Source organism: Verrucomicrobiota bacterium (assembly GCA_039192515.1).
In the GTDB taxonomy this organism is placed as follows: domain Bacteria; phylum Verrucomicrobiota; class Verrucomicrobiia; order Methylacidiphilales; family JBCCWR01; genus JBCCWR01.
The window spans coordinates 1-12,607 of sequence record JBCCXA010000020.1; the positions used below are offsets into that span (position 1 = coordinate 1).

Sequence of the window (12,607 nt, forward strand, 5' to 3'; positions counted from 1 at the left end):
ACTCCAGTATTGGGCTTACGCTGATCAAGACCAAGGCAATACCGATACCGGAACAAACTATCGTCCCGGAACTGAAGGTGATGTGGATATCCTAGAAAGTGCCCCTGGAGAATATCGGGTGAGCAAAACTCGAAACGGCGAGTTTCTCGAATATTCAGTAGATGTACAAGCCGGGGTCTATGATGTGATCCTTTATGCTGCTAGCGGTGATCCCAATCCCGGAAATCTTGCCCTGAAGATAAATGGTCACTCATTAGGGGTGCTCGATATTACAAATACCGGCACCTGGAACAATTTGCAGGCTTTCACTCTAGAGAATGTTACACTTGAAGGTGGAAACAATCGTTACCTCAGGCTCGAGATTATCGGAGGCTACTTCGATATGGATGCCATCGAATTTGTTGCAAGTAGTATCCCAGAATAGATTGTTAAGGGCCGCAGTGTCGACTGAGCTTAGAGGATTAGGAATGCTCTGGCGGTGACGGATATAAGAAGGAAATCTTCGATAGTTCATAGATCATTTGGCTTTATCAAATCGTCTTGGGATATTATTAAGTCAGCTCTTCAGAATTAATAATTAATAAGTTCTGCTTCTGCTTCGCGAGCAAGGAGCATTGCTCGGAGTTCGCTTAGGTTTGCGAGTAGCTGATGTCATTCTCCACGTTTTGATCTTCATCAGCATCAATGGTTAGATCATAAAGCATCACGGTATTATCGTTTGAGTTATAACGTGTGTAGCTATAATTTCTGTGATAATAGAAGCACCTTCTAAGGTTACCACTCCGTCAATTAAATCATCATAGCGGACATAGACATGGTCCCTAATATTCACTGCAGGGTTTGTTGAAACGCTTGTGAAACTTTTTCCATGTAGCTGCGAAGGCTTTGCAATCCCTGCTAAGTCACATAGCGTAGGAAAAATATCAACACTTTCGATCATGCCATTTGCTGTTCCGGAGGCCACACCAGGTCCTTTAAAAATGAGTGGGATACGTGTAGAGTGATAAAGCGTGTTATGTTTGCTCCAATAATTATGCTCCCCTAAGTGAAACCCGTGATCACCCCATAATACAATAAGTGTATTGTTTGCCAAACCAAGGGTATCTAATTCTTCTAAAATTTCTCCGACTAGGTCGTCAACATAACTTACACAAGCATAGTAGCCATGACGCATCATACGGTGCCATTCAGATGAATTCACCTCAATACCATCATGGTCATAAGCCCAAAATTCATTAGAACCTACTAACTCATCTGGTGCATTAATCGGTTTGTATTGATTGTCCGCAATCGTAATAGAAGCTCTATCATATAAATCCCAATACTTTTTAGGAGCATAAAAGGGAAGGTGAGGTCTGACAAAGCCACAAGCTATAAAAAATGGGTTTTCTGTATTCTTTAAATTTTGTAACTCCTGTATTACTTTTGTTTTGATTTGTCCATCAGGGTACTTGTTGTAGGACTTTGTGTTGTCAGCTGAAACCTCATAGACACGCTTATTTGTATTGGTTGGAGCAAAAGACTTCTTATACATATTACCGGGTCTCCAGGCTGGTCCAGACTAACTATCAGCTTCTCGGTCATCCGCATAATGAAAAATTTTGCCGAAGGCTTTGGTTGTGTATCCATTTTCTTTAAACACTTGCGGAAGTGTCTTGGCATTAAGCGCGTCTTGATGAATACGAGCTTTGTAACCTACGAAACGCGATGAAGTCGGTAAAATTCAACTAAACATACTAGCTCTAGATACCCCGCAAATTGCTACGCCGCAAAAGGCTTTATCAAAAACCACACCTGCATTGGCCATACGGTCAATGTTAGGAGACACAACTTGAGTATCTCCATAACAACCTAAAGCAGGTCTTAAATCATCAACTGTAATGAAAACACTAATGGCTTGATCAGACAGTTTTTTCCTAAGAGAACAAATTTCAACCATGTCACCTACAAGGAGGTAAAGAATGTTTTATCCTTAATTAATAATCGCCCAAGAAAGACCAGAAACAATAAATCCCCTAATGAATTTTTTAATCATCAATTTATTCCTCTCCTGCCATCTTAAATAATTGCACTTATTGATTGAATTCAGGAATTCAGGACCCCTTTTTGACCCCTTTTCATCCTTGTATTTTTTTAATATCCAAAAATCATCCCAAAAGGTTCTTATCTAAGTGCCATTCAGGACAGATCCTTTTTTCTTCTTTTCCCCTAGAACCATGACGGTTACTTTGCTCCCAATGAAACGAGGAGGATATTAAACTTGTTAGCAATCATGAGGTTTAATCTATTTCACAAAAGCACTCACAAGTATGTTTTGCTTGGGTTAGATTATATTTCATGATCGCATAAACAAAACACTCATAGAAAAGATTCTCATATATCCTTAATGATCTTGTTGCAACTGTCTTATCACTTCGATTCCAACAGAATCCTTTTCCCCCAACCATCACGACTATAAAAAATCTGGGCAAACTGCGTAATCTGTGAATAAATCTTCCATGTTTCCATGAACAATTGAAAACGAAGCATTAGGAGATATAGATATTATTTATGAATAGGCTGAGATTGTTTGAGTGGGTGGTTGCGGGACTGTTTTGTTTGCCAAATATAAGTTTTTGCGAAGGCGGAGAGCCTAGCCAATCAGAGGAGGCTTCCCAACACATGATGATCGAACAATTGGCGCCCTGCGGAGATCCCTGCGAGCACGTTCAGATCACATTGAAAAAAAAGAACGCAAAAATCGTTGAGATTACCCAAGCTCTCGTCTTGAAGCCAAAGCACCGCCCTAAAAAAATGCCTAAGTTTAAGGGCTCTGATAGGATACAGGGCAAAGACATTGTTCCGGGCACGGAAGAAGATGGACTCAAGGGAAAGTATTTTGAGAAGCAGGACATAAAAAAAATCGCTTTAGAAGCCATTTTCGACTCGACTAAGAAACCGTATAAGATCGAGAAGTGGAAGTTTTGCCAAGACCGCTGTCTCTGTTTACCTGTTAAAGGAAAGAAGGCCACTAAAGAAGTCAAAGGCGGGAGAGGAACATTCGAGGTTGAAGTGCTATACAGAGTGTTGTATGGACGTAGCAAAACCTATGCAAATCTCCCCAAGCTAAAAGACCTGGAAGATCGAAACGGGAATAATATGGGCTATACCGAAGAGGTGGAAGTCGCCGTTCAAAAATCTGCTATCCATGCCAAATATTATGAGATCTACCGAGTTTTTCGCGCTCTCGTAAAAATAGAAGCTGACACAATCGAGCGTGCGTTTCCTGGTAAGTGTATCGAAGTTTACTAGATTCTAGATTGGTGATTCTAAAGGGTGCCAACACCACGGCATGATCCTGAGACATCTATTGACCCCTTTTTTCGCGTTTGCTAGATGCAAGTGCTCCCCGTAGCGGACTATTTGTGATCAGACAAATACCTGAGAGCCGTTATTAACGACACTGTCGCTAACCAACAGATGGCGAAGCTTGGCATGGTTTTCATACATTACCAACCCCCTACCACTGGTGTTGGAATGCACATTTGGAAAAGTGTTCATATTGTTCACGACTCAAACTTGGAGCTACAGTTATAAATAAGCTGGTTTTAGAGCCGGTTTTTTAATGCCTGAAATTAGGCCGTAGAAAATTTATGCCTTGTTTTGTTGGCGAAGGCGACAAGCGATAGCATCACTGGAACCTCGACCAATACACCAACGACTGTGGCAAGTGCCGCGCCTGAATGTAGTCCAAACAAGCTAATGGCAACGGCAACAGCCAGTTCAAAGAAATTGGACGTACCGATAAGCGCGGCTGGTGCAGCGGTGGTAAATGGTACGCGCCAGAGATATGCCCAGCCATAAGCGACAAAGAAGATGCCGTAACTTTGGATCAGCAGCGGTATGGCAATCAGGACAATCACCATCGGTTTGTCGATGATGGTTTGCGCCTGAAAACCGAATAGAAGAACAACGGTGGCGAGTAGCCCCATGATCGAAAACGGTTTTATTTTAGCGGTGAAACGCTCAATGCGTTCATCACTATGGTTTTTATCTAGTTTACGGCGGGTGATATAACCAGCCGCTAATGGCGTCACAACATATAAAACAACAGAAAGGAGTAATGTTTTCCACGGCACAACAACATCGGTCACACCGAGTAAAAACGCGGCAAGCGGCGCAAAGGCGAAGATCATGATAATATCGTTGATTGATACCTGTACCAATGTGTAATTGGCATCCCCGCGCACCAGTTGGCTCCATACGAAGACCATCGCTGTGCATGGCGCAACGCCAAGCAAAATCATTCCGGCGATATATTCCTTGGCGGTTTCGGGTGCGACCAATCCGGCAAAGACATACTCAAAGAACAGCACACCGAGCGCAGCCATTGTAAAGGGTTTGATAAGCCAGTTAATCACAAGGGTAATGCAAAGCCCTTTGGGTTTACGGCCAACATCTTTGATGCTGGCAAAATCGACATTGACCATCATTGGGTAGATCATAATCCAGATGAAAACTGCCACGACCAGATTAACCTGAGCGTATTCTAGCTCTGCAACAGTCTGAAAGACGGATGGAACAGCAATGCCCAGCCCAACCCCTGCGGCGATACAAAGTCCGACCCATAAGGATAAATAGCGTTCAAAAAAACCAAGCCGAGATTGTTCAGTCATAGCAATTCACTTTCAATTCTGTGTTTCAATAGATTAAAGCCTTCATCAAAAGCCGCATTAATATCCTCCTGCGTGCCTGTGGCAGCGGCGGGATCTGGCGTACTCCAATGCAGTTTTTCATCCTGGCCTAAGAAAACCGGACAGCTTTCAGCGGCAGCGCAAACCGTGATCACAAGATCAAAATGGAGGTCTGCAAACACATCCCATGATTTGCTTTGTAGATCATGGATGTTGATATCGTGGCGTTTCAGTGTCTCGATAAATTTGGGATGCACATAGCCAGTTGGATCGCTTCCGGCACTTACGGCTTCATAACGCCCTTTGCCGAGCGCATTGATTAAGGCTTCTGCCATAATGGAACGGCAGGAATTGCCAGTACAAAGAACAAGAATGTGTTTTATCACCAGCATCCACCTTCTTTTTCTGGGATGGGAGCATCATTGAAGAATTCGGCTTCCTTCATGGTGTGATACGTTTCCCATGCGATACCGCTTGGGTCTTGCACCCATGTTTTATCGGATTTGGCGTAGCAGCAAGTCGTCTCGCCTTCATCGAAGGTTGATAAACCGGCTTGTTTTATACCTTCACGCAAAGTGGTCATTTCGGATTTATCTTTGGCCTGAATGCCTAAGTGATCCAGTCCAGCTTTTGCGCCACGGGCGGAAATGGCAAAATTGATGCCTGGATCGTCCAGCATCCATTTAGCGTAATCGGTTTTTTGCTTCGTTGGTTCTGCACCGAACAGAGCGGAATAGAATTTGGTGGATTGTTCCAGATCATCCACCGAAACGTGAATATGCAGTCGTGTCATTTTTTGCCTCGCTTGGTTGTGTTGCAGTCGGTTTTGCATCCTTCTTCAAGGATGCAGCAGTTTTCGCGCAGATAACTTATCAGCGCCTCTATGGAGCTGACTTTGGCTTCATAAATCATGGATCGCCCGTCTTTACGGGCAGAAATTAAGCCTGCCTGGGTAAGGTGGGATAAATGGAAAGATAGCGTATTGTGCGGAATGCCAAGGCGATCACTGATCGTTCCGGCAGACGTACCGCTTTTTCCATACTCAATAAGAATTTTAAAGACCTTGAGCCGCGTCTTCTGAGACAGCGCGGCAAAGGCACTAATAGCGTGTTCTAAATCCATTCGTCCATAATAATGGACATGTTTTAATTCGTCAAGAGTTATCGACATATTAGGAGTAAAAGATGAAAATACAGATGATAGCACCGATAAGGTGATCCCTTATATACGTATCGTGATGGGCTGATAAACCGGCCTTCGTGCATTCGCATTGTAAACGGTGAGTTTTGGATAGGATCATACAGCAAACCTATCGCACGGTTTGACAGCAACTTTTCATTTCTCGGCTATTGGGTCGGCAAACATGCTGACCCAAACAAAGAAACGGATAGCTATTGTTATGTTCGCAGTTTTGAAGTGGATGAAGAAAATGATCGTGTATTCATCTGCATGGAATGGCGGCACATGGTTCGCGCCTTTAGGCTTTCAACCGGTGAACTGCTCTGGCAATACGGCAACGGTAAGCTCTGCACCTATTGGGTACAAGCATATTAAATCTAATCCTAAAGAGCGTATTAGAGGAGATATTATAATTGATGAAGAGCGCGCTCCAATAGTGAAGCGTTTGTTTGAGGAATATTCAACCGGTGCATATACCTTGAGCGATATGACACGCAAAGCTAAAGAATGGGGATTAAAAAGTCCTCGCAGCAATAAGAATTTCTTATCTAAGTCACAGATACAAAGCACAATGCAGAATCCTTTTTACTGCGGAGAAATGCTTTATAAAAACGTAACCAGCTTTTTCCGCATAGATACCCTCCATTGATCTCCAAAGAGCTTTGGAATGCGTTAGTAAAGGGTGGAATAAAAAGCCGTTTAAATATGGAGGTAAGGGATACATGTTTAGAGGTATTGTTACGTGCGCCACTACTGGTCGTGTTGCTACGAGCGATACGAAGAAAAAGAAGTACACCAGTGGCGAGATAGCTGAGTGGACATTTTTACGTGTTCATAGGCCAGAAAACCCTGAAAAGAAAATGAGGTTAACCAGTCTGGGAGTTGAAAACCATCGCTTGCGCCTCATCGCTCCATGCGACCTAACCGATCCAGCTTCCACACAATTTGCTAGATGCAAGTGCTCCGGCGGTAGGATTCGAACCTACGACCAATCGGTTAACAGCCGATGGCTCTACCGCTGAGCTACGCCGGATTAGAGATTTGTTTTGCGGTTCTTGACTAAATCTGAACTGAAAATGAAAGCATAGAGGGTGGTGTCTGCCAAGGATTTTATTTTCAGTGCTATGAGTCACTTCAAGATGGACGAAACGTGCTTTTTTTCGCAGGTTCTTAAGATGCTTCGTTTTAGGTTGATGGGATTTCCCATTGAGGTGCAGCCCTTTTTTTGGTTGATTTGCGCAATCTTTGGTGGCGCTTTCAGTACGAGAGCCCCCGAAGACTGGATAGCGGTTCCATTTGGTATGGCAGCCATTTTTGTATCCATCCTCGGGCATGAGCTGGGACATGCATTTATGGCAAAACGTTATGGGGGTAATCCCCGGATTGCTCTTCATAGCCTGGGTGGTGTCACGATGTTGGGAGGGTCTGGTTTTACCAGGAGGGAAAATATCATGATTACAGCTATGGGGCCTCTGGTAAGCATCGCTATAGGAGTGTTAGCGTTGTTGCTGACACCTGTGGCCTTGTTCAATGAATATTTTGGCTTTTTTTTAGGGACTGCAGTTTGGGTCAATTTCATCTGGACAGTATTTAATATGTTGCCGATTCTACCGATGGATGGAGGGCAAATTTTAGCCACGGTGCTTGGACCAAAGAATGCAAAGCTTTCTTGTTTGATAGGAGGCTGGACAGCAAGCTTGGGTGCTGTCGGACTTATTCTGTTTATGGGTTATGGGGCAGTATTTGCTGCTGCTATATTAGGTTTTATGGCGTATCAAAATTTCCGAGGAGCCTCTATGCTAGGCGGGGTAAGGTAGTGTTGGAAGGGAATGAATTTTTAGATGATTGATCTTCAACATAGAGCTTCTTTCCGCATTGAAGGGAATCAGCCCCTATCTGGAACAATCAAGCCGCAGGGAAATAAGAACGAAGCTTTGCCACTACTGGCTGCTTGTTGTTTGTCTGATGAACCCATCGAGTTAAGTAACTTGCCTGCTATTGAGGATGTCTCGAATCAATTTGAAATTCTAGATGAGCTTGGTGCAGATATTACTTTTCCGAAAGAGAGTGATCTCACCCGTGCGCAAGTTTGTGCAAAGAATGTCTCTCATGACAAGTTGCCTAGAGAGCTCTGTGCAAAGTCAAGGGGTTCGGTAACATTTGCGGGACCTCTGTTAGCTAAGCATGGGCATGTGGTTGTTCCCAAGCCGGGTGGAGATCGCATAGGCCGAAGGCGCTTAGATACACACATACTGGCACTGCAGCAATTAGGGGCTGAGGTTGTGAAACATCCAAAGGGCTACGAGCTCAAAGCTAAGCAGCTTAAGGGGGCTGATATTTTATTGGATGAGACTTCTGTTACGGCAACAGAAAATGCAGTTTGTGCGGCGACGCTAGCAAAAGGAAAAACGATCATTCGCAATGCTGCGAGTGAACCTCATGTTCAAGGGCTGTGTCAGATGCTGGTGAAGATGGGGGCAAAAATCTTAGGTATAGGCTCCAACATCTTGGAAGTGGAAGGCGTCAAATCCTTGGGCGGGGCGAAGCACAAGATCGGTCCGGATTATCTAGAGGTGGGTAGCTTTATTTCATTGGCAGCGGTGACAGGAGGTGAGTTAGTAATTGAGCAGGTGGATACTTCGAACTTGCGGATGATTCGTTTGATTTTTCATAGGTTGGGAATTGAAACGCTAGAGGAGAAGGGGAATTTACGAGTGCCTGCAAAACAGGATATGAAGATTATTTCTGATTTAGGCGGCGCGATCCCCAAGATTGAAGACGCTCCGTGGCCTGGCTTTCCCGCGGATATGACTTCTGTAGCATTGGTAACAGCCACGCAGTGCGGGGGCACCATCTTGATTCACGAAAAGATGTTTGAGTCACGGCTTTATTTTACAGATCCACTGATTTCAATGGGGGCAAGGATTGTTTTATGTGACCCGCACCGCGCAGTGGTCATAGGGCCTGAAAGACTCAAAGGTGCTCGACTCGTAAGTCCGGATATACGCGCAGGCATGGCCATGCTTATTGCCGCTTTGTGTGCGCATGGAGAGTCGACTATCCAAAACATTGTTCAGATAGATCGTGGATTTTCTCATTTGGATGAGCGTTTGCGTTCGTTAGGTGCCAAGATTGAAAGGGAAGAATAGCGCTTTGCGGTAATGATGTAGTGAGGTTGCAAAGTAGGGCGACTCGAGCAAGACCCAAGGTAAGAAAAGCTCATTTAGCTTCGCGTGGAGCCACTTCAAATTTAGCGTAGCGTCCTTTGAAGATAAAGTTGACGGAGTCTACGGGTCCGTTTCTTTGTTTGGCGATGTTGAGCTTAGCGGGAATGAAATCGATGGGTGCTCCATCGCCATCATCACTTCCCTTCATATTTCTGGATAGGAGCATGACGATGTCAGCATCTTGTTCGATAGAACCGGATTCACGAAGGTGATGTAGGGCTGGCTCGCCATCTTTGGATTCATCTGGTTTTCGGTTCAACTGGGCGAGAACGATGATGGGGATGTTGAGTTCTAAGGCCAGTGCCTTCAGTCCTCTTGAGATTTCTGCAACCTCTACTTGCCGGTTATCACGCGCTTTGGCGCTGGAGGAGGTAAGAAGCTGGAGGTAGTCGATGATGATAATTTCAATGCCATACATTTTCTTCATTCTACGCGCTTTGGCTCGCAGTTGTGAGATGGAGAGCATAGAAGACTCATCCATGTAGAGAGGCCATCCGGAAACTTCTTCCGAGATAATAGCAAGTTTATCTAGTTCGTTTTGGCTAAGGTTTCCTTTTCGGATGTTTTGCAAGCTAACTTCAGCGGTGGCCGCGAGCAAACGGAGCATGAGTTGTTGGCAAGTCATTTCTAAGGAGAACATGCCGATGGGGTAACCGGGGGAAACAATGCGGTCGCTCTCTACGTCGTAGCGGCTTTTGAGCATGTTTTTAGCAATGCTAAGGGCGAGTGCTGTTTTTCCCATACCAGGGCGAGCCGCAATAACGATCATTTCGCCTGGTTTAAATCCAGTGGTCAACTGATCAAGAGGGTCGAAGCCAGTGGGAAGTCCATCATAGCGACCGCGCATTTGCATGGTGCGCTCAATCATTTCCAGGGTTTTAATGACTACGTCCTTAGAGGCAGAGGTTGTGTTTGAGGTGCCTTGGTCTGCAATCTCGAAGATGAGTTTTTCTGCTTCATCCAATACTTCTTCTACCGCGTGTTCGCGTTCCTGGGTCGAGAAGACAATGTCAGTGCAAGCCGATTGAAGCTTGCGAAGGATGCTTTTTTCCCAGACAGTTCGGATTTGAGTGGGAGCAGTCAGAATAGACATAACACCCCCCGCTAACTCTCCAAGCGTTGCAGCACCGCCGATAGCCTCGTCTAATTTTCGGTCCTTCAGGTATTGTAAAACGGTTGAAGGATCGATTTCGATACTCTTGTTTCGCATATCGCATAAGCATTCGAAAAGAGATTGATGAGCGGGGCTAAAGAAACTAGTAGAGGTGAGTTTTTCGGAAGCTAGGTCGATGATTTCATCTGGTTGTGAAAGCATAGCCCCAAGCACAGCACGCTCAGCCTCCATGCTTTGAATGGGATTGAGGCCATCCAGCTGGATTCCTTTTTTTTCAGATTTAGATTTCGGGAAGGTTTCAGAGCTGTGAGCAATCATGCAATATATGTTATCATTAGCCTATTTTTTCTCGACGAAAATCAAAATGGTAAAGAAGTTATCAATAACTTGTGGATGAGTGTTTAGTAAATCCGAAACCGTAGTTCATTGTGGGGTGAACTAGTTACTAACAGTATTCACATTAATCTGATTTATTTCTGATGCTGTAGGCTCAAGAATACCTCTAACCTTAGGGAATAGGAGTAGTGATTCGACAATGATCCAGACTTCTAGGATGAGGGTGACCATGCCAACTCCAATGAGGGTCCAGTTTTTTTGAGCCCACCAAGAAGATGGATCTCCACTGAAAATTTGTGACCAAAGTGCCCAGAAAGGCATGATAAGCATAAAGATTGCAGGAATAGTTAGGAACCAGACGGGGATATTGCGACGCCACAGGTAAAAGGTTATGACAATGAAAGAAAGTCCTCCAAGTAGTTGGTTGGTTGCTCCGAATAGCGGCCATAATAGCAAGCCTCCTTTCCCTGTCTTGGCAAGGGACCATTCTTGGCCAACCGGCGGAACCGCAGCGAGCAGCATGGCAATGCTGATAGCAAAGAGTGTCGCAATATGTTTGTTTTGGAGAAGAGTAAAGGGGCAATAGGGTTTAGAGTTGTTAGGATTTGGTTGATCTTTAAAAGATAAGGTTTTGGCAAGTTCTTGGATGACATAACGCTGAAGCCGACAAGCGGTATCCAAGGTAGTACCAGCAAAACTGGCCACTAAGACCCCCATGAGCGCAGTAGCAGCGGATGCGGATATGCCTATGGCTTTGAGAAAGTTCGATGAGCCCTCGACAAAACCGCCGATTTTTGAGGCGAGGCCACCTGCGGCGCCCCAAGAGTCGTAATGATTGAGCCAAGCAGCTTGCCCGGTTAGGAGCTCTCCACTCTTGTTTTGGACGCCTAGCCCAATACCTGCGCCACAGGCTAAGAGAACAAGGATTGCAAAGAAACCCTCAGTAATCATAGCGCCATAACCTACAAAGCGCGCATCTGTCTCGGAGCGTATCTGCTTGCTGCTGGTTCCACTACTTACCAAACAATGGAACCCGCTGATAGCTCCACATGCAATGGTTATAAACAAGAAAGGAATGAGCATAGGGGCTCCATCAGGTTGGAGCTGTATCATGGGTGCTGCTAGGGAAAGACCTGGTCGAGTGGTAGGATCCGTTACCAAAGGTGATCCTCCAACCATTGAAGCAACAATCAATCCAATGATGACAAGTCCTATGGCAGACACAAGTTGAAGTGAATTAATAAAGTCACGGGGTTGAAGCAAAGTCCAGACGGGTAAAATGGAGGCTACATAGGAATAAACGAGCAAGAAAAAGAACCATTTCCAAAGAGGCCACGCGGCAAGACTTTCATTCAACCATGCTAGTGGGCCGGCATTTCCAAAGATAACAGTGAGATACATGATAATAAGTGCGGCGGCGCTGGCAGTAGTCAGGTTGCCGATGCTACTGCTTTTCCGGTGCAACCAGCAACCTATGGCGATAGCTAAAGGGATTTGTACGAGGCACGGAAAAATCGAGGATGGGTATTGACGAAAGACAGAGGCAATAACCAGCCCAAATATTGCCAGAACTATGGTTAGCGCCAAGAAAAGCACGATGAGAAAAATCAAATTGACGCGGCGGTTGATAACTTTTCCTGCGATGTCTCCTACGGTTTGTCCATTATTCCTTAGGCTAACGACTAAAGCACCAAAGTCATGAACGCCTCCTATGAAGATGGATCCGAAGAAAACCCATAGGAGTGCGGGTAACCAGCCCCACATAATAGCAATGGCTGGACCAACAATGGGACCTGTCCCGGCAATGGAGGTAAAGTGATGACCGAATACAACGAATTTAGGTGTTGGGACATAATCTTGGTCATCGCGTAGCTTTTCTGACGGGCATATCGCACTTGCAGAGAGGCGAAAAATTTTTCTACCTAGCCAACGACCATAGGTGTGGTAGGCGATTAGATAGCCGCCTGCACTAAGCAATGCAATAAGGAGAACTTCCATTGCACCTTGTAGCATTTTATAAGATACTAATTCAAGAGAAGCAAAGTGATCGAATTTAAATATTAATATAACTTATCAAA

Annotated in this window: 14 protein-coding genes, 1 tRNA gene and 1 pseudogene; 6 read left to right on the forward strand and 10 right to left on the reverse strand. The window is 44.9% G+C overall.

Annotated elements, in window-relative coordinates:
- Positions 1-424 (forward strand): carbohydrate-binding domain-containing protein (locus tag AAGA18_09940; protein MEM9445660.1); only part of this gene is annotated, 424 nt, incomplete at its 5' end.
- Between the two features lie 279 nt (positions 425-703).
- Here AAGA18_09940 and AAGA18_09945 read toward each other — a convergent pair.
- Together AAGA18_09945 and AAGA18_09950 are read right to left on the reverse strand one after the other, a co-directional pair.
- A complete protein-coding gene (locus AAGA18_09945) occupies positions 704-1,534 on the reverse strand; it encodes a sulfatase-like hydrolase/transferase (GenBank protein ID MEM9445661.1) in 831 nt (276 codons plus the stop codon).
- Positions 1,535-1,723: 189 nt separating this feature from the next.
- Positions 1,724-1,939 carry a sulfatase-like hydrolase/transferase gene (locus AAGA18_09950; protein MEM9445662.1) on the reverse strand — a complete coding sequence of 72 codons (216 nt, stop codon included), beginning with the start codon at positions 1,937-1,939 and terminating at the stop codon, positions 1,724-1,726.
- On the opposite strand from AAGA18_09950, the pseudogene AAGA18_09955 reads away from it, so the two are divergent.
- Both AAGA18_09955 and AAGA18_09960 read left to right on the forward strand, forming a co-directional pair.
- A pseudogene (locus tag AAGA18_09955) lies at positions 1,880-2,062 on the forward strand (IS30 family transposase). The gene AAGA18_09950 and the pseudogene AAGA18_09955 sit on opposite strands and share 60 nt — an antisense overlap.
- A gap of 488 nt (positions 2,063-2,550) precedes the next feature.
- On the forward strand, positions 2,551-3,291 hold the full coding sequence (locus tag AAGA18_09960) for a hypothetical protein (GenBank protein MEM9445663.1): 741 nt from the start codon (positions 2,551-2,553) through the stop codon (positions 3,289-3,291).
- A 117-nt stretch (positions 3,292-3,408) separates the two neighbouring features.
- On the opposite strand, the gene AAGA18_09965 is transcribed toward AAGA18_09960, so the two are convergent.
- The 5 genes from AAGA18_09965 to AAGA18_09985 all read right to left on the reverse strand — a co-directional run bounded on the left by AAGA18_09965 (position 3,409) and on the right by AAGA18_09985 (position 5,795).
- Positions 3,409-3,540 (reverse strand): hypothetical protein, encoded by a 132-nt coding sequence (locus tag AAGA18_09965; protein ID MEM9445664.1) that lies wholly within the window; start codon positions 3,538-3,540, stop codon positions 3,409-3,411.
- Positions 3,541-3,614: 74 nt separating this feature from the next.
- On the reverse strand, positions 3,615-4,655 hold the full coding sequence (arsB, locus tag AAGA18_09970) for an ACR3 family arsenite efflux transporter (GenBank protein ID MEM9445665.1): 1,041 nt from the start codon (positions 4,653-4,655) through the stop codon (positions 3,615-3,617).
- A complete protein-coding gene (locus AAGA18_09975) occupies positions 4,652-5,065 on the reverse strand; it encodes an arsenate reductase ArsC (GenBank protein MEM9445666.1) in 414 nt (137 codons plus the stop codon). Before AAGA18_09975 ends, arsB begins: the two co-directional genes overlap by 4 nt.
- The gene (locus tag AAGA18_09980) at positions 5,056-5,466 is read right to left on the reverse strand and encodes an ArsI/CadI family heavy metal resistance metalloenzyme (GenBank protein MEM9445667.1); all 411 of its coding nucleotides are present in this window, start codon (positions 5,464-5,466) and stop codon (positions 5,056-5,058) included. Before AAGA18_09980 ends, AAGA18_09975 begins: the two co-directional genes overlap by 10 nt.
- Positions 5,463-5,795, reverse strand: a complete 333-nt coding sequence (locus AAGA18_09985; GenBank protein ID MEM9445668.1) for a metalloregulator ArsR/SmtB family transcription factor — start codon at positions 5,793-5,795, stop codon at positions 5,463-5,465. The genes AAGA18_09980 and AAGA18_09985 overlap by 4 nt, the downstream gene beginning before the upstream one ends.
- Positions 5,796-5,994: 199 nt before the next feature.
- Between AAGA18_09985 and AAGA18_09990 the strand changes: the two genes are divergently transcribed.
- The gene (locus AAGA18_09990; GenBank protein ID MEM9445669.1) at positions 5,995-6,501 is read left to right on the forward strand and encodes a recombinase family protein; all 507 of its coding nucleotides are present in this window, start codon (positions 5,995-5,997) and stop codon (positions 6,499-6,501) included.
- A gap of 312 nt (positions 6,502-6,813) precedes the next feature.
- Here the strand turns inward: AAGA18_09990 and AAGA18_09995 are convergent.
- A tRNA-Asn gene (locus tag AAGA18_09995) sits at positions 6,814-6,885 on the reverse strand.
- 91 nt (positions 6,886-6,976) lie between these two features.
- Here AAGA18_09995 and AAGA18_10000 point away from each other — a divergent pair.
- Together AAGA18_10000 and murA are read left to right on the forward strand one after the other, a co-directional pair.
- Positions 6,977-7,669, forward strand: coding sequence for a site-2 protease family protein (locus tag AAGA18_10000; GenBank protein ID MEM9445670.1), 693 nt, complete (start codon positions 6,977-6,979; stop codon positions 7,667-7,669).
- 24 nt (positions 7,670-7,693) lie between these two features.
- Entirely contained in the window at positions 7,694-9,001 is a 1,308-nt protein-coding gene (gene murA, locus AAGA18_10005) for a UDP-N-acetylglucosamine 1-carboxyvinyltransferase (GenBank protein ID MEM9445671.1), read from the forward strand.
- A gap of 70 nt (positions 9,002-9,071) precedes the next feature.
- On the opposite strand, the gene dnaB is transcribed toward murA, so the two are convergent.
- Together dnaB and AAGA18_10015 are read right to left on the reverse strand one after the other, a co-directional pair.
- Positions 9,072-10,511, reverse strand: a complete 1,440-nt coding sequence (dnaB, locus tag AAGA18_10010) for a replicative DNA helicase (GenBank protein ID MEM9445672.1) — start codon at positions 10,509-10,511, stop codon at positions 9,072-9,074.
- 120 nt (positions 10,512-10,631) lie between these two features.
- Complete coding sequence (locus tag AAGA18_10015; protein MEM9445673.1) at positions 10,632-12,542, reverse strand: carbon starvation protein A; 1,911 nt, start codon at positions 12,540-12,542, stop codon at positions 10,632-10,634.
- Positions 12,543-12,607: the final 65 nt, after the last annotated feature.

Coding starts and splice junctions, on each gene's coding strand:
- AAGA18_09960 (MEM9445663.1), top strand. CDS start 2,551: ATGAATAGGCTGAGATTGTTTGAGTGGGTGGTTGCGGGACTGTTTTGT.
- AAGA18_10015 (MEM9445673.1), bottom strand. CDS start 12,542: ATGCTACAAGGTGCAATGGAAGTTCTCCTTATTGCATTGCTTAGTGCA.
- AAGA18_09950 (MEM9445662.1), bottom strand. CDS start 1,939: ATGGTTGAAATTTGTTCTCTTAGGAAAAAACTGTCTGATCAAGCCATT.
- arsB (MEM9445665.1), bottom strand. CDS start 4,655: ATGACTGAACAATCTCGGCTTGGTTTTTTTGAACGCTATTTATCCTTA.
- AAGA18_09980 (MEM9445667.1), bottom strand. CDS start 5,466: ATGACACGACTGCATATTCACGTTTCGGTGGATGATCTGGAACAATCC.
- murA (MEM9445671.1), top strand. CDS start 7,694: ATGATTGATCTTCAACATAGAGCTTCTTTCCGCATTGAAGGGAATCAG.
- AAGA18_09975 (MEM9445666.1), bottom strand. CDS start 5,065: ATGCTGGTGATAAAACACATTCTTGTTCTTTGTACTGGCAATTCCTGC.
- AAGA18_09985 (MEM9445668.1), bottom strand. CDS start 5,795: ATGGATTTAGAACACGCTATTAGTGCCTTTGCCGCGCTGTCTCAGAAG.
- AAGA18_09965 (MEM9445664.1), bottom strand. CDS start 3,540: ATGAACACTTTTCCAAATGTGCATTCCAACACCAGTGGTAGGGGGTTG.
- AAGA18_10000 (MEM9445670.1), top strand. CDS start 6,977: ATGAGTCACTTCAAGATGGACGAAACGTGCTTTTTTTCGCAGGTTCTT.
- dnaB (MEM9445672.1), bottom strand. CDS start 10,511: ATGATTGCTCACAGCTCTGAAACCTTCCCGAAATCTAAATCTGAAAAA.
- AAGA18_09945 (MEM9445661.1), bottom strand. CDS start 1,534: ATGTATAAGAAGTCTTTTGCTCCAACCAATACAAATAAGCGTGTCTAT.